Genomic DNA, 22,467 nt, shown 5'->3' with positions numbered 1-22,467 from the left:
GCCGGAGGCGATAGCGGCGTCAACGACCAGATGCAGCGCTATTCCTGCCCGTGTTTTTTCACTTACCACTCGCCTTCCCCGAACATTTCAGCCAGGTGGAATCGATAATCAGATTGCAATTTCGCCGCATGTCGGGGTTTTGAAATAGAGATTGATGGAGTTAGCCCGCTTACTTACGCAGAAATAATCCGGACAGCGAATCGGCACTTTTCAGTTTATTAAACGAATTGATAAAGCTCTGTACAGCCCGCAACGTGAGGTGAAACACACGTTTAAACATCAAAACGGTGGTGATGGCCATATCGGAATAGTGCTGTGGGTGAACCGCGACTGATAAGTGCCTTGTTGTAGTATGTCTAATTGGTGATTTTGAACTTTTGTTTTGCCATGAGATACCCGGATAACACCAGGAACCGCCTTACTAAACCTGAAATTGCAACCTTAATGCTTTGATAAATATCAGTATTTTAAATAAGGTTTTTTCAGTTCTTGCACCATATTCTGCGTGATACTTTTTTCGCCATTACCGCAGTTCATGTACTTTCACGTGCTTTTATGAGGCGGTGAGTGGAGCGGCTCTAGCTGCTTATTTAACTAACCTCCATTTACTGGAATTTAAATATGTTCAAAAATAACAAATTTGCATTGTCTACATTGGCTTTTGGCATGCTGGCTTCGACCCAGGCATTTGCGGCCAGCGATGTTACGCTGAATGTTACGGGCACTATCACCCCAGTCGCTTGTACTCCGACACTGGGTACGAGCGGGATTAACTATGGCAATATCTCTGTGGCCGATCTTTCCGAGACAGCCAGAACTTCGTTAGATATGAAAACCGTGTCTTTCAATGTTGATTGTGCCGGGGCAAGCGCTCCATTTGCCATTAAAGCGGTAGATAATGCCATTGGAACGGCACTGGATTCTGCCACAGGTGCAAATTTCGGTCTGGGTCGACAAGGAACAGCCAGCATTGGGCAATACACGTTGAACCTCGCGAACGATGTGCAGGGTGATGGCGCAGCGGTGGTTGGTCTTATCTCAACTGATGGTACCACATGGGCCGCAGCTCCAGTTTCCGGCGATCGTGGCCCTGCAATAAAGTACGATGGTACCTTGCTCGGGTTTGCAGACACGGCTGCAGCTACCGCAGTGAAACCACTATCTACCTTAAGCGGTACGTTGCAGGTTCGCCCAGAAATTGGCCCGCTCAATACGCTTGATACCACTGCCAACTTTGACTTCTCAGGTTCCGCTACTCTCGTTGTGGAATACCTCTAATCAGAGGGTGTGCCGGTCCATCGTGACCGGCCATAGATCTCGTCTCCGGGGTCGATTCGCTTGTAGGAATTACTATGAAAACCCTAAAAACTCTGATTGCGACAGCACTGCTCGCAACACTTACATCGCCTGTGTTCGCTGCAAGTGAAGCCAATATTAATGTGGTGGGCTCTATTGCGCCCAGTACATGCAGCGTTGTCGTGCCCGATGGTGCCGCGTTTAAGTTCGGTTCAATCCATTCTGATGAATTGAACAGTAATGACTCCACCCATCTACTACGTGCAAAAACCATCAGGATAGTCTGCCCGGCACCAACAAAGTTGTTAGTGGCCTTCCCCTTTGATAATGGCGGCCAGTTAGCGCCCCACGCAAGTGGGAAGGATACTGGCGTGCTGGCATGGTGGCTGCCCTCAGCGAACAAGGCGGTGGCTGCTGGTTGCGGTGTTGGTTTACAGGACAATGAACTAATAAAGGTAGATGCGGGGGACGGCAATCTAATTGCAATTCTATCGTTCATCAGAATACAGAGAGGCCGCCAGATCCCTCTATCTTGTCCTGCTGGCAGCTCATATGAGGGCGGGGGTCTCTATAATGGTGCGGAAGATGGTTATTACATCTACCACCCAACCGTAAAAGAAATGCATATTCCCCGGCATTTACGGATGAGCATTAATCCGCGTGACGAGCTGGATACGTCAGGCGTCATTCGGTTGGAAGGCTCGGCGAGCGTGGTGGTGAGATACCTGTAATAGACCCGGGTAATGGACGGAAATGAGAATGCCCCCCTGAAAATCTTGTTGGAATATCGTTGTAGAAAGGAAAGGGGGCACGGTCAATAACTCTGTCTCGGCCCGCTGCCCGGTCAATTCCGTGTTTGCAGGCTGTCGGGTAAATCAAATGGTATTGAGGATGGCAGGTATCCAGGCCATGTTTCGGTAAAAACAATACATATTCCCCGATAGCTGCCCAAGAGTTTTAATCCCCGCAACGAACCTGATACTTCAAACGCAATGCAACGGGAAGGTCCAGCAAGATCGGAGCTGAACCCCTGTAGTTTATTGATTTTTAGATAGTAATTCAGGTAAGAACTTTTCAGCTTTATTCCGTGTTCCTTACTATGCCTGATACGTAGGATGCCGCCACATCAGGATATCGGGCAACATTTGTTCGGCGTTCTGATTCGTTAACATCAAGGTGATGTTTAACGCGGATATTGCTTTGGCGCGGCAGGGAGTGGCTTACGCCTGAAGCCTCACTCACATCATGAAAGAGTTCAGATAATGAAATTTATGCTTAAAAATAACCCTTCCGTTTTGACTGCGACGTTGTTTGGTGCGCTCGTTTTAACTGTGGCGAAACCCGTAATAGCTGATGGCATGGTGCCAGAAACATCGGTGGTTATCGTTAACGAAGCCGACGGTGAAGCGACCATGAAGGTGACCAATAGTGACTCTACTGCCTCACTGCTGCATGTCAAAGTGCTCGATATCCCTGAAGATAAAGAACCTTTGCTGCTGGTGACTCCTTCTGTGACGCGAGTGGAAGCAGGGAAAGCACAACAGGTTCGTTTTATTTTACGTACTGGCAATACACCGTTAAAAACTCAGCGACTGAAAAGAGCCAGTTTTGAAGGTATTCCTTCCCAGAAACGTGAAGCCACACAAAATGAGTCACGAGTGGGGGTTAGCGTGCGACAGAACCTGCCGGTGATTATTCATCCGCGTGGGCTTGCACGTAATGATTCACCATGGATCGGCCTGCAATGGTCATTGTCCAACGGAAAGCTGACAGTCAGTAACCCTAGCGCCTATGTCGTGCGTCTTTCTCCTGAGGTGACATTGCTCCCTTCTCAGACGCGCGCGCAGATCGCTAAAAGCTACATCCTGCCAGGTGAAAAACTGGACGTTTCTGTCACTAGTGCAGCTTCCTCTGCCAGTGGGGTACGTATTGCGCCTGCAACGGTTTATGGCTATGCCGTTAACCATTATGACGCGCCTCTTAATGGCAAAAACGTATCTCAATAATTTTCTTTCAGGAACACGCTTCTCGCTATGACTGCATTTTTGACACCCAAAACCAGACGACTGCTGACGGCTGGTATGCTTATTCCTGTAAGTGTAGTCATGCCCACTGCGCTGGCTAATGAAAACGAAACGATGGGAAAAGAAGAGGAAGAGTTTTCTGTCGAAATTCTCAAACAGCGTGGCATCGACCCGGAACTGGCTGATTATTTTCGTGACAGCGCGCGTTTTTCCCCCGGTAAACATAATGTCCGATTTATCGTCAATGGCAGTGATAAAGGCAAAATTAATGCAAGCTTTAATCAGCAGGGAGAACTGTGTTTCGCTCCGTCGCTACTGGCAGATGTGGGATTAAACGACCCTTTAAATCGAGACCCGGATACAGCAGATAGCGACGCAACCAGCGAGTCTTGCCAGGCATTTCTTGTAGCATACCCACTGACGCTGGTGGAATTACGCGTGGGTGACAACGAAATTGAACTGGTTGTGCCCTCTGAAGCTTTGCGTGTCACACGGGATGCAAGTGGGTATGCCTCTGGCGGTACGGCGGCACTGCTTAACTATGAACTGTTGGGTATTAACAGTGAATATGATGGTGGATCCAGCCGAAGTTATTCAGCTAGTACGGAACTGGGTTTCAATGCCGCCGACTGGATTGTGCGTAGCCGCCAGATTTATAGCAGTAACAATGGCGAGAAGCAGTTTCAGCATATGGAAGCCTATGCTCAGCGCAGTTTTGCCGGGCTTGGGGCTGTCTTTCAGGCGGGGCAAATAAGATTGGCGAACCCGGTATTAAGCGGGGCTCAAATTAACGGTATGCAGTGGCTGAATGAACAGGCACTTTCCCAGCAGAATATGCTCGGCCGTGTTGAGGGTATTGCTCAAAGTCAGGCTCGAGTTGAAGTGTCGCAAATGGGGTCCCTGATTTACACCACCGTGGTTCCAGCAGGACCGTTTGTCTTGACGGATGTTCCGCGTATCAGCCAGCGATTTGATCTTGACGTTAAGGTCATTGAATCCGACGGCAGTCAGCACAGCTTCACCGTTTCTCCTGCGGCTGCAGGTGTTGCATCGCCGGAAAGTGGGTATGCCTATGCGATAGGTCAGGTTCGTAATGTGGCAGGGGCAACGGAAAAACCACTGGTGGCAAGCGCGGGCTGGACCGGTGCTCTTGGGCCTGATACTTCGAATGCTAACGGCGCGATGCTGGCAACTAACTACCTGTCTGCGGGAAGTGGAATTGGTCATAGGCCGTGGGAAGGGGCGATGGTGCAGTGGGATTTGCTCGGCTCGTGGGCCAGTCGTGAAGGTGTGCAGGGCGGGCTTATGCGCCTGGCGTTAACACAAAACGTCGGTTCGCGCTGGAGTGCTGAAGTGGCCGGTAGCTGGCAAAGTCCGGGTTTCCGCGATTTGCTGGATGTCAGCTATACGCCTGCCGAAGATGAAACACGGGTTCGTCATCATCAGCAATTGGACGCCCGCCTAAGCTGGAGCCACCCATGGTTGGGGAGTCTAAGCGGTGGTTATTCACAGGGTTCACTTTCTGATGGCAGCACCACACGTCGCGCGACGGCAACCTGGGGGCTCACTTTTGGATATGTGGCCGTTAGCCTTTCCGCAGAACGCGATTTAGGCAGTTCGACACTTCCCGAAGGTATGTCAAAAGACACTAATAGCTATTACGTCAGCCTGAATATTCCGTTTGGCGACCGGCCGCGCATTACAACTACGATGCGTGAAAGTGGTGGGGCACGCCGTTTCGGAGTTTCTGCCAGTGATTCTGTGAACGATGCTTTCAGTTATCGGGTCGGAGGGGAGCAGAATCTCCGAGATAAGACGACCTCATTCAATGCGGGTGCCTCCTTCATTCCACGCTACAGCTCGGTAGATATTGACTACAGCGGCGACGGAAACAAGCAAAATAGCTTCAGTGGCGGGATGCGCGGCGGCTTGGTTGCGCACAGTAAAGGTCTCACCGCCACGCCTTACGCCGTTAAAGAAACCTTTGGTTTGGTCAGCGTTGGGGATGTATCCGGAGTAAAAGTTAATACACCCAGTGGCCCGGTCTGGACAGACAGTAAAGGCTATGCAGTTATCTCGCAGCTCAGCGGATACGGGCGCAATACGGTGGAAATAAATAATAAGAGTCTGCCGCGGAATGTTGATATTCATGAAGGTGTTGCGCAAGTGCGGGCAGGGCGAGGCGCGGTCCAGCGTGTCGATTTTAAAGCGACAACAACCCGCCGGGTATTAATGAAAATTACGATACCTTCCGGTCAGCCTTTACCGAGTGGGGCCTTAATAACTGACGATAATAATCAACCGTTAAGTATGGTCGAACGGCCGGGTGAAGTGTTCCTGGAGGATGCCACACATCTCAAAACGTTGTGGATTACCGGAGCTGATATGCCACGTTGCCGGGTAGACATTAACCTACCGCAACAGGCCGATGAACTTAACTATTATGAAACAATTCCGGCCATCTGTCGGGCAATGTGAAACAGGTAATATGATAAAGAAATTCGTTTGTTTGAATCCCCAGTTATCATCATGGATGCTGCGCACCAGCATGCTGGGTTCGCTGCTGGTGGCGGGTTTCACCCAGGCAAACCTTGCAGTAGCCCAGACCCCGGAGTGTACGATGACGCTAAATAATAGCGACATTGATTTTGGTCAGCTTAATCGTAACCTCTTAACCCGAACGCAGCAGCGCGTTTCATTAGGCCAACGGACTCTTAATCTGAGCGTCAAATGCGATACGCCTACTGATATGACGTTGTTTTATCGCGCGGCCGCTAACATTAATCAGCCCGGTTACATTTTTGGTGCAGGTGGTCATTATCAGCTTAATTTACGTGACGTGACCCTGGACGGCCAGCAGGTGACACTTGGTCATGTGTCTGCATCGGGTCAGCTACCCGCAAATAGCGAGTCTTCTCTGGCATGGGAAGGCGATCAAGGGATAACTATGATTCGTGATGGTAAGCCTATGAATGGATCTCATTTACACGCCACGATAGATGTGAGTGCCAGTGCACAAGAATCACAACTAAAGTTACGCAATGCGACTGAATGGCAGGGGAGTGGAAGGCTGGAGCTGGCACCCGGCGGTGAAAGCCGTTATCTCAATCTCAGAGCGAGGACGTTACCTGTTTCTTGTGTGCCAATGCTGAGCCATGGTGGCACGGTTAAGTTGGGCAAAATATCACATCGCGATCTGAGTGTGAACGAATCAAAGAAGCTACAATCGCGCAACATTCAACTTAGCGTTGCTTGCGAAGCGCCTGTCAGCTTCGCATTAAAAACTATTGATAACCAACTAGGTACTGCGGCGCGAAGTGGGAATGAACAATTCGGACTTGGCAACGATAGCAGTGCCAATCCGATAGGTTCATATACACTGAGCATTGATAGTGCCAGCAGCCAGGCGGATAGCCATGCCGACTTATATTTGACCCAGGCTCCGTTGTCTGCAAGTAGCTGGTCGGAGGCGGTCAGTGGGCGTATGGCACTGAGTAAAGATTCACTTTCAGGCTTTACTACACGTGCGGGCAGCAACACCGGTCCGAGCCCAATTGAACAACTTAACACCCTGTTAACGGTCGATGTTGAAATTGCACCGACAAGAGCTTTAAACGTCAGTGACGAGATTGAGATAAAAGGTTCCGCGACCATTGAAGTGTTCTACATTTAACCCATTTTTAAGCAGTTAGTAGGCTGAAATTGTTAAGTTGGTATTTCTCCGCCGGGTACCGTTGATTAATTTTTAAAGTTAAGTCTCTTCATTATTATGCAGAGACTTAACCGTAAATCGTTTTATGGAGCACGGTTGAACGCTATAGGGAAGAACTTTTCATAGATTAATGGTGTAATTTTACTACATATAAAATCAGCATCTGGACTATTAGTTAGTCTATGCCAGCTTATGGGTAATTTTATTGTCACCTTATGGGTATTAAGCCAAACGTAACTATTTGATTATTCGATCAGGCTTATGTCAGCTTATGGGTAAAACGACATGGAAATTGTCGTTTAACCCATCCGTGGGCACAAAATTGCACCATAGCGAATATTCCGCTGCGCGCAGACTGTCGTTTTTATTTAACGCCTTCTAACCGGGATATGAACAATGTTAGTGCCCCTGCGCATAACAGAAATACACCGCTCAAACTAAAAGTGCTTTGCCAGCCACTGTTGTCAAATACAATGCCGCCTACCGTTGAACCAAGCGCAATAGAGAGCTGGACAACTGCGACCATCAGTCCTCCGCCTGCTTCAGCATCATTGGGCAACGTGCGTGCCAGCCATGTCCACCATCCAGTGGGTGCGGCTGTAGCAACAAGTCCCCATAAACCCAGCAGTAAAGTGACAACTCCGACATTGTATCCGGTCAACATCAACATCCCAGTAATACAGGCCATGATTAACGGGATGGCTACCAGTGTCTGGTAAAACCCTGCTTTCAAAAATGTACCGATGACCAGGGTACCCGTAAAACCTGCCATGCCGATGGTGAACAGAATGAGCGATAGGGTGGTGATATCCACTTGGGGTACGGTTTCAAGAAACGGACGAACATAAGTAAATAGTGCGAATTGCCCTATAAAAAATAATCCGCAGGCCAGAAGGCCAATTGAAACTATTGGGCGGCGCAATAGTTGAAATATCGCGCTATGCGACTGGCGGCTTTTATCTGCTGCCATATTTGGTAGGCTGAAGCACTGCCAGATGAAGGCCACTATCGCAACAGGTACCAGAAACAAAAAGGCCCCGCGCCAGCCAATAGTTGCACCAAGATAGCTGCCAAGCGGTGCAGCAACGACAGTCGCCAACGCATTTCCCCCATTAAAAATCGCCAATGCGCGGGGGACTTGATGCAGGGGCACCAGGCGAATGGCCGTCGCAGCAGACATTGACCAGAAACCTCCAATAGCAATACCAATTAAGGCCCGCCCCACCATATAAACCAGATAGCTGGAAGCCAGTGCGATAACGGTCCCGGACATCGCCATCAGAATTGTCATCCCCAGCAGTAGATATTTACGATTCAGGTTCCCGGAAATGGTAGATATAGTCAGGCTGGTCAACACCGCAAATATTCCTGAAATGGCAATTCCCTGGCCTGCCAGCCCTTCGGTAACCCCCAAATCCGTGGCAATAGGCGTCAGCAGACTGACAGGCATAAATTCCGATGCAATCAATACAAATATGCATAATGTCATTGAAAAAACGCCGCCCCAGTACGCGCGATCTTTATAACAGGATGTTTTATAGCTCAGTGTGGGCATTATCTTTTTCTCTGAATATTACCCCAATCATTATTAAATGATAATCGACTAAGGCTCGTAGGTAATTTATGGCGGTAAAATTTCTGATTAAGAAAGTGTGGGGTTAAATTAATACCACCTGCCTATAACAGGTGGTATTTGAAATTACTCTGACTGAGATGCTTACTCTAAATTAGTTTCAAAAAATTGTTCAAATTTAGTGAAAGGTATCTTGCCGGCGACATTGTCGTATAAATCAACATGATTGGCTCCCGGTACAATAACCAGTTCTTTCTCTTTGCTTCCAATCGCTTTAAAGGCATCTTCAGCAAAATAGCGTGAGTGCGCATTTTCACCCGTAACGATCAACGTAGGGATGGCAATTTCATTTGCATAGCTCAGAAGTGGCATATTCATAAACGATAATGGCGTTGTGGCAGTCCACGCGCCTGTAGAGTTAACTGAACGGGCATGGAAACCGCGTGGCATCCGGTAATAATCGAAGAATTCTTTCAGTACCGGGTTTGGATTCGCAGGCAATGTTTCCGGCAAAATGCGCTCAGAAGTGCTGACTTTTCCCTTATCGTCGACATAAATATCATGACCTGCGTGGGCTATAGTTCCGCTTTGCGCATCCTTCCATCGCTGCTCATTCAGATATTGCAACACGGCACGGCGATCGGCCGTTGAATAACGGTCTTTTCCATCCCCAACGCCGTGACCCATGGCGCGGCTCATGTCATACATCACACTAGTCGCGACTGCTTTCACTCGGGTATCCATGGCCGCTGCATTTAGCGCCATACCACCCCAACCGCAGATGCCGAGTAAACCGATACGCGCACGATCAACCTCTTTTTGTAATCCAAGGAAATCGACCGCCGCACTAAAGTCCTCGGTATTGATATCAGGAGAAGCGACGTTGCGTGGATAGCCACCGCTTTCGCCTGTATAAGACGGGTCAAAAGCCAGCGTAACAAAACCGTTTTCAGCCAGAGTCTGTGCATACAAACCGCTGGATTGTTCTTTGACCGCTCCAAACGGGCCACTTATAGCAATTGCTGCAAGTTTGCGGTCGCCACGTTCTTTTGGAAGGTACAAATCCCCGACTAAAGTAATCCCGTAGCGGTTCTGGAATGTCACCTTGCGATGGTCCACTTTATTGCTTTCGGCGAAAGTTTTGTCCCATTTTTCTACCACCGAAATGGGCGCATTTGGGTTTATTGCATCGGCATGACTCATTGTTGAAACTCCACTTAATGATGCGCATAGCAGCATTGCAGGTACGGAGGCTTTTAGTTTCCTGGTGAAAGTGCTCATAAATAATCCCTGAAAATCAAGATGAAGGTACAGGTTTCATACGGACAACACTGCTGCGCTTTTTTCAATGCGTTCATTATAGTTAGCAAGTATCGTTCTGATTAGAGGGTGATAAATGCTAGGATTAATATCATATTGTTATAAATGAAAGTTATGCTGCGGGCATAAGTGCTATCCGCTGATATCAGTCCGGAGGGTGATTTGATGGCAAAACGGGAAAACTATAATGAGCTCTACCTGTTTATGCAGGTCGTGAGGGAAGGCAGTTTCACTGCAGCGGCACAGCGGCTTGGGCTTGCTCAGTCGGGTATTAGCCGCTCTGTGCGCGAACTAGAGGAAAGGTTGGGTGTACAGCTTCTGGTCCGTACCACGCGCAGGCTATCGTTAACACAGGCCGGTGAGCAGCTCTACCAGACAGCAGAATCAGGGTTTGATGCTATAGATATGGGGTTTGCCACCTTGGCTCATTACCGTCAGACCCCGTCTGGCACGGTGCGTATTAATGCCAGTCTTCACGCCATTGATAAAGTCCTTTTGCCAAAACTGGCGATATTTAAGCAGCGCTACCCTGACATTAGGCTGGAGCTGATTAGTGAAAGCCGGTTTGTCGATATTATCGCGGAGAGATTTGATGCGGGCATTCGACTTGGGCCAGAGGTTGGCAGTGGCATGGTTGCAGTGCGTATTACGCCCGATATGGAGATGGCCGTTGTTGCAACGCCCGAACATTTTCGGCGCTACGGTTTTCCACAATCACCGGCTGATTTAGTGGTTCATCCCTGTATTGCCTATCAGTTTGCCGACGGCAGTTTGTACCAGTGGGAACTCCATCATAACGAGAAAAAAATAACCCACCGACCACAGGGCCAGTGGGTCTTTTCTGACAGCTATATGGAGGCGGAAGCCGCAAGGCTTGGCCTGGGACTGGCTTATGTCCCTGAGGAACTGGTCGCTCATGATTTAGAGCGGGGTAGACTCATCAGAGTCTTACAACCTCACAGTCAGCGCCTGGAGGGATCATTCCTTTATTGTCCTCATCGCAATGTGTCACCCGCTCTGAGACTCGTCATTGATACATTGCGAATTTAATAAGAGATCATGGATCGTCGTTTATTTGATATATCCGTCACACTTCAAGTTGCATCTTTGCTGGCTGCATCCATTCACTGCGTCAAAAGCTGGCTGACCCTCAAGTATTGACTTAAGGGTCACTATTTTCCGTCAGGTCTGAATGCATTGCGTGCTCAGTTAACCGACAGACGCAGGCATAAATTTTCGGGGTAGGGGGAAAAGTAGTTTTGCGTCAGTAGGTAGCTGTCAGGGTATTCGCCCAGATAATGGTTCAATAGGGTGAGTGGGGCGAGGAGCGGTAACAGCCCATCGCGGTAATGAAGGATCACGTCGCGCAGCTCCCCGCGCTGGCGAGTATTCAGTTGTTTGCGGAAGTAGCCCTGAATATGCATGAGCACGTTAGTGTGATTTTTACGTGACGCAGGGTTTTTCAGGATCGTCATGAGCTTTTCGCGATACTCGACGAAGAAAGCATCAAGGTCTTCCCATTCGTGCAACGAGGCGACGAAAGGCCCAATTTCCCGGTAGCCTGGCTGGTGGTGCGCCAGCAGCTGGAGTTTGTAGCGGCTGTGGAAATCCATAAGTGCGCGGCGAGTCAGGCCGTTTGCCCGCAGGGTGTTGAGTTCGTGTAAGGCGAAAACCCGTTCGACAAAGTTTTCACGCAGCACCGGGTCGTGAAGGCGGCCATCTTCCTCTACGGGCAACCACGGGAATTTTTCCAGCAGCGCACCGGTAAATAGACCCACACCCTCTTTGCGTCCACGATTACCTTTTTCATCATACAGCCTTACGCGCTCCATGCCGCAGCTCGGTGATTTCGCGCAGACGATAAAGCCTGACAAATTAGCCTGCTGTGGTAACCAGGCGTCAGCGAATGTGGCCATTTTCTGCGTTACGTCATCGTGAGGGGCATGGCTAAAGCGCATCCGGATATCGCCTTCGGTAGTCTGAACCAGGCGCAGCGCCGGGCGCGGAACGGGCAGGCCGATGGCCATCTCTGGGCAGATGGGTTTGAAGGTCACCCACTGAGACAGCTCGTCCATGACAAAACCCATACGCTTATGACCGCCGTCAAACCTCACTGTTGAGCCGGTTAAACATCCGCTGATCCCAATGATAGGTTTAGTATTCATGGTGTAATCCTCTTACTGCTCTTTGCGGGTAAAGAAAAGCGTGACCGTACCCACGGTGACCCCGAATTTCTTCATCTCGGTTTTGTTAAAAAGATGGATGCCGTCTTGCAGGTACATCCAGTCGTCAAAGTTCAGCAGCCAGGTACTGCCGTTGGCTTTCACCTTCATGCTGTAGTGCCAGTTAAAGGCGTTCCCTGAAGTCACACCCTTTGCCACGCCCTCAATATCGCCCGCGGTTCCTTCGTAACGGTCAGAACTGATGCGCCTGATATGCCAAACTCGCTGCTGTTTCTCGCCATCGTCATAGACGAAGTGTTCATTGAGCGTCAGGGTCTCGCCGACGACGACGCCGCTGATGTCAACATGGAAGCGGCGCAACTGTTTACCGCTGCGGTCCTGTACCATGCCCCATGCCCCATGCCTCGGTTTTGCCCTGGAAGTATTGAAAGATATCAAGTGGCGGCGTCTGTTGACGGTAGTCGTTAATGTTTGCGCTACATCCCGCCAGCAACAGAATCAGTGCTATACCGAGTGCCAGAATACGTTTCATTCGTCACCTCCAATTAACTGCTGGCTCAGTGCGGGATATTGAGTACCAGGATCGAGCCAGATGCCCACAAAGCTTCAGATTGGCGGGGCCCCAGCTAAACGGCCCCCATGTGAGGGTCGCATCACCCACTTTTCGCCAGTTTAACCAATCGGCGGCAGGGGCGAAGGGCGAAACTGCTGCCAGCCAGAGCAACAATAATTGAGAGAGTTTCATGCACGCCGCCCTATCAGAATGTGGAAAAACAGCATCAGAACCAGCCAGCCCGTCGCCATCCAACTGATGACGATAAACGTCGGCTCAAGGAAGGTAATCGCGTCGAGGCGTTCACCTATCAGGTACGCCACTGGTGCACCTATAGTCGCCATTGAAGTCAGCAACCACCCCGGCAACGTCGTTATGCAGGTCAACCTGGTCCAGACGACGGCAAACATCAGCCATAGCGCCATCATCCAAAGGGGAAGTAGCGCATCGCCATTAAAATCGATTAGCCCGGTTAGCGCCCATAGTGCATCCAGCCCGCTGCCCCCAGCTGCAAGCAAGAGAGCGTAAAAACGATGAGCAGGCGATAGCATCAGGCAGGCCAGGATGGCGAGCACGAGCCAAAGAAACAGGCCGTGCTCGCGAAACAGCACCACCAACGTCCAGTAGAGATCGAACGCGATGGCCATGACAAAAACCTGCAGATTGCGTTTCATACGCGCTCCGCCGTGAGTTGGACGACGCTAATAGTGCGTGCGTTAAATCCGGCTTCGCAGTAACCGAAGTAGTAGAGCCACATACGGCGGAACTGGTCATCAAAACCTAGTTTTTCAATATCTTGCCAGGCGTGTACAAAACGCTGCCGCCAGTGCGCCAGCGTGCGGGCGTAGTCTGGCCCCATATCGAAGAGATTGCGCACCACAAAATCCGTGTGGTGCGTCATCAACTCGCTCATTGCCGTGATGCTCGGTAGAAAGCCACCGGGGAAAATGTAGCGCTGGATAAAGTCGACGCTTTTGCTGTATGCGTGATAGCGCTGGTCCTGAATGGTGATGGCCTGAATCACCATTTTTCCGCCTGGACGCAGACGCGCCTGACAGGTACGGAAAAAACCGGGGAGGTAGCGTTGGCCCACAGCTTCGATCATCTCGACGGACACCAGCTTGTCGAACTCTCCGGTCAGGTCGCGATAGTCGCACAACAGTACCTGCACCCGATCCTGCAATCCTGCACGAGCAATCCTCTGTGTCGCCCAAAGGTACTGCTCCTGAGAAAGCGTGGTGGTGGTCACGCGACAGCCGTAGTGGCGAGCGGCATATTCGGCCATCGCCCCCCAGCCAGTGCCGATTTCGAGAAGATGGTCGCTGGAGGTCAGCGCCAGCTGTTCGCACAGGCGTGCCATTTTGGCCTGCTGAGCGCGGGTGAGATCCAGCTCATCGGCGCTAAAAAGGGCACTGGAGTAGAGCAGTTCTTCGTCAAGAAACAGGGCGTAGAATTCGTTGCCCAGGTCGTAATGTGCGGCGATGTTTTCACGTGCCTGCTGGCGATGGTTGCGCCGTGTCCAGTGGTGAAGCCGCTCTATAGGTTTGCCAAGCAGGCGGAAACCTCTTTCCAGCTGGCCCAAAACCGGGCCATTGAGCGCAAGTATCTGCAAAAGTGGTGTTAACTGGTGCGTTTCCCACTCGCCGTCTATCCAGGATTCAGCTGCGGCGAGGCTTCCACCGGTCAGCAAACGCCAGTAAACGGCTGGCGAGAGGATTTGCACTTCGGCACTTAACGGGGCGCAGGCATCACCAAAATGCCAGGCATGTGTCCCGTCACGCACGGTAAGCGAACCTCCGCGAATACCGCTCAACACACGAAACAGCATCCAGCGGGCGAGACGTACGTTGCGTGGGGTGCTCGCTTCAAACGCAAAGACAGGATCGGTCATGAGCGATCACTCCTGTTAACGGGGTGGCTATACAAAGGCACGCGCTTAATCCACAGCCGTAGCGCCTGCCAGTAAATGGCGAACACCGTTTTAAGCGTCATCAACGGTATACGCCGCAGCACCGAGGCCAGGTTGGTACGCGTCAGCGGTGTGCGGCTCAGCGCCAGTGTTGCGTCGAACACTTTCGATTGCTGGTGATTTTCGATGTGCATATATAGCGTTTTGCCGGGTTTGTTGAAGCGCCAGTGATAAACCATGTCCATCGGGTTAAAGGGCGAGACGTGGAAAGCTTTCTCAATTGGATGCGCCACCTGGCCGTCCACCGCGTAGTAATGGCGCTCGTTCCACGGCGTATTGCGCACTTCTGCCAGAATCCATAGCAGCGTGTCCGTCCGGTCGTAGCAGTAGTAGAAGTTAATCGGATTAAAATGGAACCCGAAGTAACGCAATTGGGTCAGCAGCATGACGCGGCCACCAGGGCGCTCTCTGGTCAGGCTTTCCAGCCGGTTGAGAACGTTCTCTTTAAGCGGCATGCCGAGCGGGTAATCCGCGTCGTAGAAGGCGGCTGCGGCAAACTTATTGCGCCGGATCCCCACCAACGAAAGCGCATCCAGCTCATCCAAATCCAGCCAGCCCATAAATACGCGATAGCGGAAATGATGCACTTTTGGCTGGAGGCGGCGATGACGTAACACACCCTGATACAGGCAACTGTTCATCTTAATAACCCCTCCCGGCGGCAATTCCCTTTACCACGTCGAGCGCACTGCGTACCCCGTCTTCATGAAAACCGTTGTACCAGTAAGCGCCACAGAACCAACTTTGCTGATGACCATTAATCTCACTGCGACGCGCCTGAGCACGCCAGCTTTGTGGGTTAAACAGCGGGTGCTCATAAACAAAACGTTTCAGGACAAAGCGTTCATCCACCGGCGTTTCAGGATTCAGAGTCACGCAAAACAGCGGACTCCCCGCAGGCAACCCTTGCAGAATATTCATGTTGTAGGTCACGCAGGCGCGGGCTTCATCCCGTTCGCTCAGACGATAGTTCCAGCTTGCCCAGGCGCGTTCACGTACCGGAAGCCAGCGTCGATCGTTGTGTAAAACCACCTCGTTACGCTGCCAGCCGATATCACCCAGCACTTCGCGCTCGCTGGTTGTCGGTTCGTCAAGCATCGCCAGAGCCTGCGCAGAGTGGCAGGCGAAGATCACTTGGTCGAAGGTGTGGCTTGCGGTTTCAAGCTGGATCTTAACGCCCTGTGCATTGCGGATGACCTGTTGTACTGGCGAGTTGAGGTGCAGAGTCAGGCGGTCGCCCAGCTGTGAAAGCATGGCGCGGATATACTCTCGAGAGCCGCCTGGCACCACGTACCACTGCGGGCGATGGGTGATATCCAGCAGGCCGTGGTGTTCAAAGAAACGTAAGAACAAGGGCAGGGGAAAACAGCGCATCTCTTGCAGCGATGATGACCAGATGGCGGCGCCCATCGGTAAAATGTAATGGCGTGCGAAAAACGGGCTGAAGCGGTGTTGCTCAAGAAAGTTATGCAGCGTGGCGTTTGGTTCAACTTCGCCCGCAAGCGTAGCTTTCGCCAGGCGATTAAAGCGCGCGATATCTTTTAGCAACTTCCAGAACACGGGGTTGAACAGGTTCCGGCGCTGGGCAAACAACGAGCTGAGGGTATGCCCGTTGTACTCCAGGCCGCTGCGTGGATTATGCACCGAGAAGCTCATCTGCGTTTTTTGCCCGCTGAGCCCAAGCTCGCTCAGCAGGCCCATAAAACGTGGGTAGGTGCGGTCGTTATAGACGATGAACCCGGTATCAATGGCATATATACCCTGCGGGGTGGTTACATCAACCGTGGCGGTGTGCCCACCCGGAGTGGATTCCGCTTCAAAAATGGTAACCTGGTGATGCCCTGCCAGCCGCCATGCGCAGGTCAAACCAGCGATACCACTGCCGATAATAGCGATTTTCATGATCGCACCATCTTGCGCAGCAATGCTCGCTGTAGAAAGGACGGTAGGGCTGCCAGCAGATGCAGGGTAAGGCTCAAACGAGTGGGAAAGGCGATATGGTTTTTTCCATTTGCCAGGCCCTTGCGAATGGCCTCCACTGCGCTGTCGACGCTGACCCGGCCGGGCATGGAAAAATCATTCTTACGGGTAAGTGGCGTATCGACAAAGCCCGGCGACACCACCGTTACCGCGATACCTTTAGGTTCCCAGTCCAGGCGCAAGCTGTTGGCAAACCAGGTGAGCGCGGCCTTGGACGCGCCATACGCCTCCGCTCTTGGGAAGGGTAGCCAGTGTGCCATTGAGCTAACTAATACCACGCGATTGCCCGAAACCAGCTGTGGCTGAAGTGCCGCAAGGCAGTTTACCGGCCCGAGGAAGTTGGTGTTGATAACCCGTTCTACCAGCGCGGCATCGACTATGCCGCCATCGAGATACTCGCAGGTTCCCGCACAAAGAACGACCAGATCGGCGTAACATCCTTCCAGCGCCTGGCGACAGGCTTCCCTGTCCGTCATATCAAACAGGCGTAGCGTGATGTTCGGGTTGTGCTCGTGAAGGGCCTCAAGCCGGGCAGGATCGCGACCGCAGGCGATGACGTGCCAGCCGTCATCAGCCCAGGATTTTGCAAGCCCCGCCCCAATGCCGGAGGATGCGCCAGTGATGAGGACAGTCATCATGAGCGCACCCTCCTTTTTACTCTGCGTACCAGCCAGCCCAGCAGGGGAAGATGTTCGTAAACCATCTCTCCCGCATCGTAGTAATCGCGCTGACGAATAATCAGGTTGCCGTGTACATCCACGATTGAACACCCTGGCAAAGCGAGCGTGTCTCCTTTAGAAATCTGTGGATGCGACCAGTGCATTGTCCAGCTCACGGCAAAACGCTGGCCTTCGCTGAGCGGTGAATCGATGGAAAAACGGCAGTGCTCCGCATTAGCCAGCAGATGGGTAAAGTAACGCTGTAGCGCATACAGCCCCTGATGTGTGCCAAAGGGGTCGACCAGTTCGGCATCCGGGTGATATAGCGCCGCCAGCGCCAGCGGAGACTGGTTATCCAGGGTGGTGTAATAGTCAAAAAAACGCTCGATGACGGATGGCATTGTGCTCATGAGTCTCACCCTGGCTGTAGAAAACGTGAAGTAATCGTATAATTAAAACTTAGACAATTACTAATATTTGTACAAGTTTAAAGTGAATGTGTTTTTATTGTTCTATATATTCAATGCATTATGTAGGTGTTATTTTGCTGGTTTTGATTGGGTTTTTATAAAAACATGCCAGATACGCAACTTTTTACGGTTGCTTATCATCGAGAGGAAAAAGGGGCGGGGGTACGGTTTTAGAGTGGGATCACATCGAGTGAAACGACCTGTTGCTGCCAGAGTTCAATCTGTTTTTTACGGGCTGCGGTAACTTTACCGGTAGTGACCAGCAGCCATTTTCGCTCAGGGAAGATCTCGGGTGCCAGCATGGCAGGCGGCACAGGGAGCACATCAATGCGATGCCCTTGCCCCGTACGTTTGAGTGCTTCGAGCCAGATTTCACATGGGTCGCTAAGGTGCCAGCCGGTGATAAGGTAATTATCCCCCGGCGCTTTTTTATCACCTTCGAGGCAAAACGAGGTGTAGGAAATGATGATGCCATCGAGGACTTCACGCAGTGTCATGATCGCGGGAATATTGGCTGAGACTTTACTGCGCAGTGGGCGTAGAACTTCGCTGACCATCTCCGGGCGCGGATACTCGCGGCCCGAATCGTAAATCTGCTGGCGCAGAGATTCGATTTTTCCCTCTTTCAACTTCTGCAACATGCTCTCCTGAAGGGTGAGCCAGTTGTTTGTACGGCGAGTTTCTGGACGGGCCAGCAAGGGCTTCACCTGGCTGACGGGGACTCCCTTTTTCACCCAGTCGAGAATTTTAAGTGCCTGCTGGACATCGTCATCACTGTACAGGCGGTGTCCGCCATCGGTGCGCAACGGTTTGATTAAACCGTAACGACGCTGCCAGGCGCGTAGTGTGGTCGCGTTTATCCCGCAAAGCCGGGCAAATTCACCGATGGAATAGGGCATGAGGTACACCTGATGACAAAGAATATTCTCAATATACTACGAATATTTGCAGCCTGAATGAAGAGCAGGGTGTTTGCACTACACTTTACTTCCAACCGCTCAGATAAAAGGAGGTCTTATGAAGATATGGCCCGTTGTAACTGGTGTTGCTATCGCACTGACACTGGTTGCTTGTAAATCTCCCACGCAACCGAAAGGCGTTCAACCGATAACTAACTTTGATGCCAACCGCTATCTTGGCAAATGGTATGAAGTCGCTCGCCTTGAAAACCGATTCGAACGCGGCCTTGAGAAGGTGACTGCTACCTATGGCACGCGCAGCGATGGCGCTATTAGCGTGCTCAATCGTGGCTATGATCCGATTAAGAACAAGTGGAATGAGAGCGAAGGGAAAGCCTCATTTACCGGTGCGCCTACAACCGCCGCGCTGAAGGTTTCATTCTTTGGTCCGTTCTACGGCGGCTATAACGTGATAAGGCTCGATGATGATTACCAGTACGCACTGGTGAGTGGCCCAAACCGTGACTACTTGTGGATTTTGTCGCGTACACCAACCATTCCGGATGCGGTGAAGCAGGATTACCTAAACACTGCGCGCACTCTCGGCTTCCAGGTCGATCAGTTGGTTTGGGTGAAGCAATAAATTACACCCGGATTAGAGAGTAATATTTAAAAGGCCAGGGCTCATACGCCTTGGTTGATGCTGTTGAATCTCAGGTGTAAATCTTGTCAAATTTAAGATTTTGATTAAATGGACATTTAACATTTTTCGATCAGCGCGCTCATACATCTGCATCTATAGCCTGGGGAAGGCCAAATCGCCCGCAGGGACGCTGCGCAAATAAAGGTATGAGTAGAAAACGCTTATGCTAAACAGGCTGTGTATCAGTCCCGCAATACTTTCGAGAAACACACCGCTTCTTCTCGGCCGATATAGGGGCCGTAATTCTCAATGGAAACGTATCCATTATTCTTATAAAAATTCACAGCCTTATGGTTAACATTTCGAGTTTCAAGCCAGAGCTCTGCATATCCCATGTTTTTCGCAGATTTCTCAAGAAAATTGAGTAAAGCTTTTCCCACTCCCGGGATGCTTCGGTCTGAAAACATTCTTTTAAGTTCGGCAATATTTTCTGTTAACGGTCGGATAGCACCGCATCCTATTGCATCGCCTTTTTTGTTTCTTGCCAGTACCCAAAGCGACCTGTCACCATCCATTGAGTCAATTGCGAAATTACTTTTTCCACTATCACCAGTTATAGCGGCAAGCTCTGCTGACAATTTTTCAATTAAAGAATAAGAATCTGGTGAAAGTGGATCTGATTTCTCTACTGTTATCATGCGATACCCTTTATAAAGTTCTTAGTCAGGATAGAAGATGATAATGGTAAATGCCTTATGCATCTCCATCAATGAAAATTCAGCTCAAGTAATATCAGTATTTACAATAATGTACACGCTGTACCCACCGTTCATGTAACTCCAGCGGCGGGTATCACCCCGACCTTTCTTTGGTGGGCGCAAGGTTAGAAAGAGTATTGTCCATTCTTCGCTCAAAGCTGATGGAGATTTTCGAGATGCAGGTCAGCCTTGCTAAGTAATTCATCAATTAAGGCCACCAATTTGGTGGCCTTAAGCAATATATTTTCGGGTTTATCTTATATGTAAAATAATGTGCTGACTCGATAAGCCCTATCAGTGAAGTTCAAGTCGAACTAACTCCATCGGGCAGAAAACACCTTCACAACCTTCGATTTCAACACATTCAGAACGACGAATTTGTTCGGCTGTTTTACCTTCGCCGTGAATGGTCTTAATGACACCAGTCAGACCTTTATTGAACACCATAACGCGGCTGCCAGTTGTGATAGCGTTACGGTAGCAATCATAGGTCAACATCATCATTCCTCCTTTTTTGTTGTATTGATACGAGATGATTTAACGGCAAATAAATAGCTCTTCATTGGTAAAAATGTTTTGAGCCAAGTCAAAATTTTGTAAATTTTAGATGCTCAGGAAAAGACCTCAGTCCATAAGCTAAACAAAGTGTTTTAATCACAACCCGGCCATATTTACAACTTAAGACTAATTAGTATTTGGGGCTGAGCAGCTATGCCTCGTTCATGAGAGACACTCATAATTAATTCCCCCATACCTTACTAGAAAACAGCATGCAGGAAAGCTCATCACCTATGGGTTAAAATACTTGAATGCATCTCTGTTTCCCCACTTTTAATATAAGGATATTAAAGAAAATTTTATGGAAACGTTCAAGTTAAAACATTGGCTAAATCGCTGGGATCTCATTCCTGATGGCACCCCATTTATAACTCATACATCACAGTTATATCCGGTTAAAACAGCAACACATGGTATTAAAGCCATGTTAAAAGTTACGGATAATACAGATGAACAAGCCGGTAATGCACTAATGGCATGGTGGGAAGGGAATGGTGCGGCGCAGGTTATTGCACATGAAAATGAAGCAATTCTTCTCTCAAGAGCCTCTGGTTCCGCGTCATTGTCAGCTATGTCACGAGAAGGTCAGGATGATGTAGCTTGTCGTATTATGTGTACTACTGCGAACAGGCTTCATACATTCCCAAAAAAACCATTACCCCAGCTTACGCCTCTACATGAGTGGTTTTATCCTCTAAAACCTGCAGCCTTGAAATATGGCAGTATCCTGACACGTTGCGCAGAAATCTCAGAAGAATTGCTTTCTTCTCCACGGGATGTGGTTGCATTACATGGTGACTTACATCACGGTAACGTGCTTGATTTTGAAACATCTGGCTGGTTGGCCATTGACCCAAAAGGACTAATATGTGAACGGGGATTCGACTTTGCCAATATTTTTACTAATCCGGATCTTGGTAATCCAGTGCCTCGTGTCGCGACGCTGCCGGAGATATTTAAACAGCGTCTAAGTGTTGTTGCCGAGACGGCAGAACTGGACAGAGATCGCCTTCTCAAATGGATAATTGCATGGTGCGGGCTTTCAACAACATGGTCCCTCGAAAGTAATGATGCAACATCAATTGCATCAAATGTTGCTAAGCTGGCAATTAGCGAATTGGATAAGTGATTAGACAGTTTAGTTATGTTGTCGCTCAGAGCGGACTGTAAGTCCTGGTAGTGTGCTCTGAGCCAGGAGCGGACGTTTGAGAGACATCCAAACCCATCTCCTGTACGCTATTGTTCATAATTTGTATGGTCGATAGGTGTTGGTTTATGGTTAGCCCAAAAGAAATAATGCAGCATTATGTCATTGATCCTCAGGATAGTTATTTTGTTAATGGCGTACCGCCGATTGAGAGTGTAGTGGTCGTTGCGTATGATCCTTTGTGGCCGGATATATATTCAATACTGGCATCTAAAATTAAGAATAAATTAGGTTCGCATGTACTAAAAATTGATCATGTAGGTTCTACGGCGGTACCAGGTCTGGCTGCCAAACCCGTTATTGATATTGATTTGACAGTTGCTGATGCTACAGATGAAAAAACTTATGTATTAGCACTTGAGAGTCTTGGGTATAAACTAATTGTGCGTGAGCCTCGCTTCCATGGACATCGTCTTTTTCATTACGATAATCCCAGAGTTAACCTTCATATTTTCACTCAAGACACTCCTGAAACAATCCGACATGTGCTTTTTCGAGACTGGTTGCGACAGTCAAAGAAGGACTGCCAGCTATATGCTGACGTTAAATTAGATGCAATTAAAGGTTGTAGCTTAGATATTCAACAATATCACGAAAATAAAAGCAAAGTGGTGCGTGAAATCTATCAGAAAATATTCAAACATTTAGGCTATATCTAATATG

At 49.8% G+C, this 22,467-nt stretch carries 21 protein-coding genes and 3 pseudogenes; 9 read left to right on the top strand and 15 right to left on the bottom strand.

Annotated elements, in window-relative coordinates:
- Positions 1 to 65: 65 nt before the first annotated feature.
- Positions 66 to 335, bottom strand: a pseudogene (locus M977_RS24830) (transposase); the annotation flags it as partial.
- Positions 336 to 621: 286 nt separating this feature from the next.
- Between M977_RS24830 and M977_RS00880 the strand changes: the two are divergent.
- The 5 genes from M977_RS00880 to M977_RS00860 all read left to right on the top strand — a co-directional run bounded on the left by M977_RS00880 (position 622) and on the right by M977_RS00860 (position 6,993).
- Positions 622 to 1,278, top strand: coding sequence for a DUF1120 domain-containing protein (locus M977_RS00880; RefSeq protein WP_064511667.1), 657 nt, complete (start codon positions 622 to 624; stop codon positions 1,276 to 1,278).
- Positions 1,279 to 1,352: 74 nt separating this feature from the next.
- Positions 1,353 to 2,027 carry a fimbrial protein gene (locus M977_RS00875; protein ID WP_064511666.1) on the top strand — a complete coding sequence of 225 codons (675 nt, stop codon included), beginning with the start codon at positions 1,353 to 1,355 and terminating at the stop codon, positions 2,025 to 2,027.
- Between the two features lie 531 nt (positions 2,028 to 2,558).
- On the top strand, positions 2,559 to 3,302 hold the full coding sequence (locus tag M977_RS00870) for a fimbria/pilus chaperone family protein (protein ID WP_209438593.1): 744 nt from the start codon (positions 2,559 to 2,561) through the stop codon (positions 3,300 to 3,302).
- A 27-nt stretch (positions 3,303 to 3,329) separates the two neighbouring features.
- Positions 3,330 to 5,798 carry a fimbria/pilus outer membrane usher protein gene (locus M977_RS00865; RefSeq protein WP_064511665.1) on the top strand — a complete coding sequence of 823 codons (2,469 nt, stop codon included), beginning with the start codon at positions 3,330 to 3,332 and terminating at the stop codon, positions 5,796 to 5,798.
- 31 nt (positions 5,799 to 5,829) lie between these two features.
- Positions 5,830 to 6,993 carry a DUF1120 domain-containing protein gene (locus tag M977_RS00860; RefSeq protein WP_167351078.1) on the top strand — a complete coding sequence of 388 codons (1,164 nt, stop codon included), beginning with the start codon at positions 5,830 to 5,832 and terminating at the stop codon, positions 6,991 to 6,993.
- A 403-nt stretch (positions 6,994 to 7,396) separates the two neighbouring features.
- Here the strand turns inward: M977_RS00860 and M977_RS00855 are convergent, their stop codons facing one another.
- Both M977_RS00855 and M977_RS00850 read right to left on the bottom strand, forming a co-directional pair.
- Positions 7,397 to 8,587, bottom strand: a complete 1,191-nt coding sequence (locus M977_RS00855; protein WP_064511663.1) for an MFS transporter — start codon at positions 8,585 to 8,587, stop codon at positions 7,397 to 7,399.
- Between the two features lie 162 nt (positions 8,588 to 8,749).
- The gene (locus tag M977_RS00850) at positions 8,750 to 9,886 is read right to left on the bottom strand and encodes an alpha/beta hydrolase (protein WP_074391960.1); all 1,137 of its coding nucleotides are present in this window, start codon (positions 9,884 to 9,886) and stop codon (positions 8,750 to 8,752) included.
- A 204-nt stretch (positions 9,887 to 10,090) separates the two neighbouring features.
- Between M977_RS00850 and M977_RS00845 the strand changes: the two genes are divergently transcribed.
- Positions 10,091 to 10,975: a LysR family transcriptional regulator gene (locus M977_RS00845; protein ID WP_064511661.1), complete on the top strand. Its 885-nt coding sequence runs from the start codon at positions 10,091 to 10,093 to the stop codon at positions 10,973 to 10,975.
- Positions 10,976 to 11,130: 155 nt separating this feature from the next.
- Here the strand turns inward: M977_RS00845 and M977_RS00840 are convergent, their stop codons facing one another.
- The 10 genes and pseudogenes from M977_RS00840 to M977_RS00800 all read right to left on the bottom strand — a co-directional run bounded on the left by M977_RS00840 (position 11,131) and on the right by M977_RS00800 (position 18,638).
- Entirely contained in the window at positions 11,131 to 12,090 is a 960-nt protein-coding gene (locus M977_RS00840; RefSeq protein ID WP_064511660.1) for a YbgA family protein, read from the bottom strand.
- A gap of 12 nt (positions 12,091 to 12,102) precedes the next feature.
- Positions 12,103 to 12,640: pseudogene (locus tag M977_RS00835) on the bottom strand (DUF3833 domain-containing protein).
- Positions 12,641 to 12,733: 93 nt separating this feature from the next.
- Positions 12,734 to 12,853 (bottom strand): annotated as a pseudogene (locus tag M977_RS25760) (hypothetical protein); the annotation flags it as partial.
- Positions 12,850 to 13,335 carry a DUF2878 domain-containing protein gene (locus tag M977_RS00830; RefSeq protein ID WP_064511659.1) on the bottom strand — a complete coding sequence of 162 codons (486 nt, stop codon included), beginning with the start codon at positions 13,333 to 13,335 and terminating at the stop codon, positions 12,850 to 12,852. The gene M977_RS00830 and the pseudogene M977_RS25760, both read right to left, overlap by 4 nt.
- Positions 13,332 to 14,552 carry an SAM-dependent methyltransferase gene (locus M977_RS00825; RefSeq protein WP_064511658.1) on the bottom strand — a complete coding sequence of 407 codons (1,221 nt, stop codon included), beginning with the start codon at positions 14,550 to 14,552 and terminating at the stop codon, positions 13,332 to 13,334. The genes M977_RS00830 and M977_RS00825 overlap by 4 nt, the downstream gene beginning before the upstream one ends.
- Positions 14,549 to 15,271 carry a DUF1365 domain-containing protein gene (locus M977_RS00820; RefSeq protein WP_064511657.1) on the bottom strand — a complete coding sequence of 241 codons (723 nt, stop codon included), beginning with the start codon at positions 15,269 to 15,271 and terminating at the stop codon, positions 14,549 to 14,551. The genes M977_RS00825 and M977_RS00820 overlap by 4 nt, the downstream gene beginning before the upstream one ends.
- A gap of 1 nt (position 15,272) precedes the next feature.
- Positions 15,273 to 16,532, bottom strand: coding sequence for an NAD(P)/FAD-dependent oxidoreductase (locus tag M977_RS00815; protein WP_064511656.1), 1,260 nt, complete (start codon positions 16,530 to 16,532; stop codon positions 15,273 to 15,275).
- Positions 16,529 to 17,248, bottom strand: coding sequence for an SDR family NAD(P)-dependent oxidoreductase (locus M977_RS00810; protein ID WP_064511655.1), 720 nt, complete (start codon positions 17,246 to 17,248; stop codon positions 16,529 to 16,531). The genes M977_RS00815 and M977_RS00810 overlap by 4 nt, the downstream gene beginning before the upstream one ends.
- Positions 17,245 to 17,679 (bottom strand): nuclear transport factor 2 family protein, encoded by a 435-nt coding sequence (locus M977_RS00805; protein WP_064511654.1) that lies wholly within the window; start codon positions 17,677 to 17,679, stop codon positions 17,245 to 17,247. The genes M977_RS00810 and M977_RS00805 overlap by 4 nt, the downstream gene beginning before the upstream one ends.
- 230 nt (positions 17,680 to 17,909) lie before the next feature.
- Positions 17,910 to 18,638 (bottom strand): MerR family transcriptional regulator, encoded by a 729-nt coding sequence (locus tag M977_RS00800; protein ID WP_064511653.1) that lies wholly within the window; start codon positions 18,636 to 18,638, stop codon positions 17,910 to 17,912.
- Positions 18,639 to 18,756: 118 nt separating this feature from the next.
- Here M977_RS00800 and M977_RS00795 point away from each other — a divergent pair, with 118 nt between their 5' ends.
- Complete coding sequence (locus tag M977_RS00795) at positions 18,757 to 19,281, top strand: lipocalin family protein (protein WP_064511652.1); 525 nt, start codon at positions 18,757 to 18,759, stop codon at positions 19,279 to 19,281.
- Between the two features lie 242 nt (positions 19,282 to 19,523).
- Here M977_RS00795 and M977_RS00790 read toward each other — a convergent pair whose 3' ends face one another.
- Together M977_RS00790 and ydfZ are read right to left on the bottom strand one after the other, a co-directional pair.
- A complete protein-coding gene (locus M977_RS00790) occupies positions 19,524 to 19,979 on the bottom strand; it encodes a GNAT family N-acetyltransferase (RefSeq protein WP_064511651.1) in 456 nt (151 codons plus the stop codon).
- 354 nt (positions 19,980 to 20,333) lie between these two features.
- Entirely contained in the window at positions 20,334 to 20,537 is a 204-nt protein-coding gene (gene ydfZ, locus M977_RS00785) for a putative selenium delivery protein YdfZ (protein WP_064511879.1), read from the bottom strand.
- A gap of 361 nt (positions 20,538 to 20,898) precedes the next feature.
- Here ydfZ and M977_RS00780 point away from each other — a divergent pair, with 361 nt between their 5' ends.
- On the top strand, positions 20,899 to 21,726 hold the full coding sequence (locus tag M977_RS00780; protein ID WP_064511650.1) for an aminoglycoside phosphotransferase family protein: 828 nt from the start codon (positions 20,899 to 20,901) through the stop codon (positions 21,724 to 21,726).
- A gap of 146 nt (positions 21,727 to 21,872) precedes the next feature.
- Positions 21,873 to 22,463, top strand: coding sequence for a GrpB family protein (locus tag M977_RS00775; protein WP_167351077.1), 591 nt, complete (start codon positions 21,873 to 21,875; stop codon positions 22,461 to 22,463).
- Positions 22,464 to 22,467 lie beyond the last annotated feature (4 nt).

Origin of the sequence: Buttiauxella gaviniae ATCC 51604, from assembly GCF_001654835.1 — a bacterium.
Lineage (GTDB): Bacteria > Pseudomonadota > Gammaproteobacteria > Enterobacterales > Enterobacteriaceae > Buttiauxella > Buttiauxella gaviniae.
The sequence above is the reverse complement of the archived record's forward strand: the minus strand, read 5'-3'. Positions and strand labels throughout refer to the sequence as shown.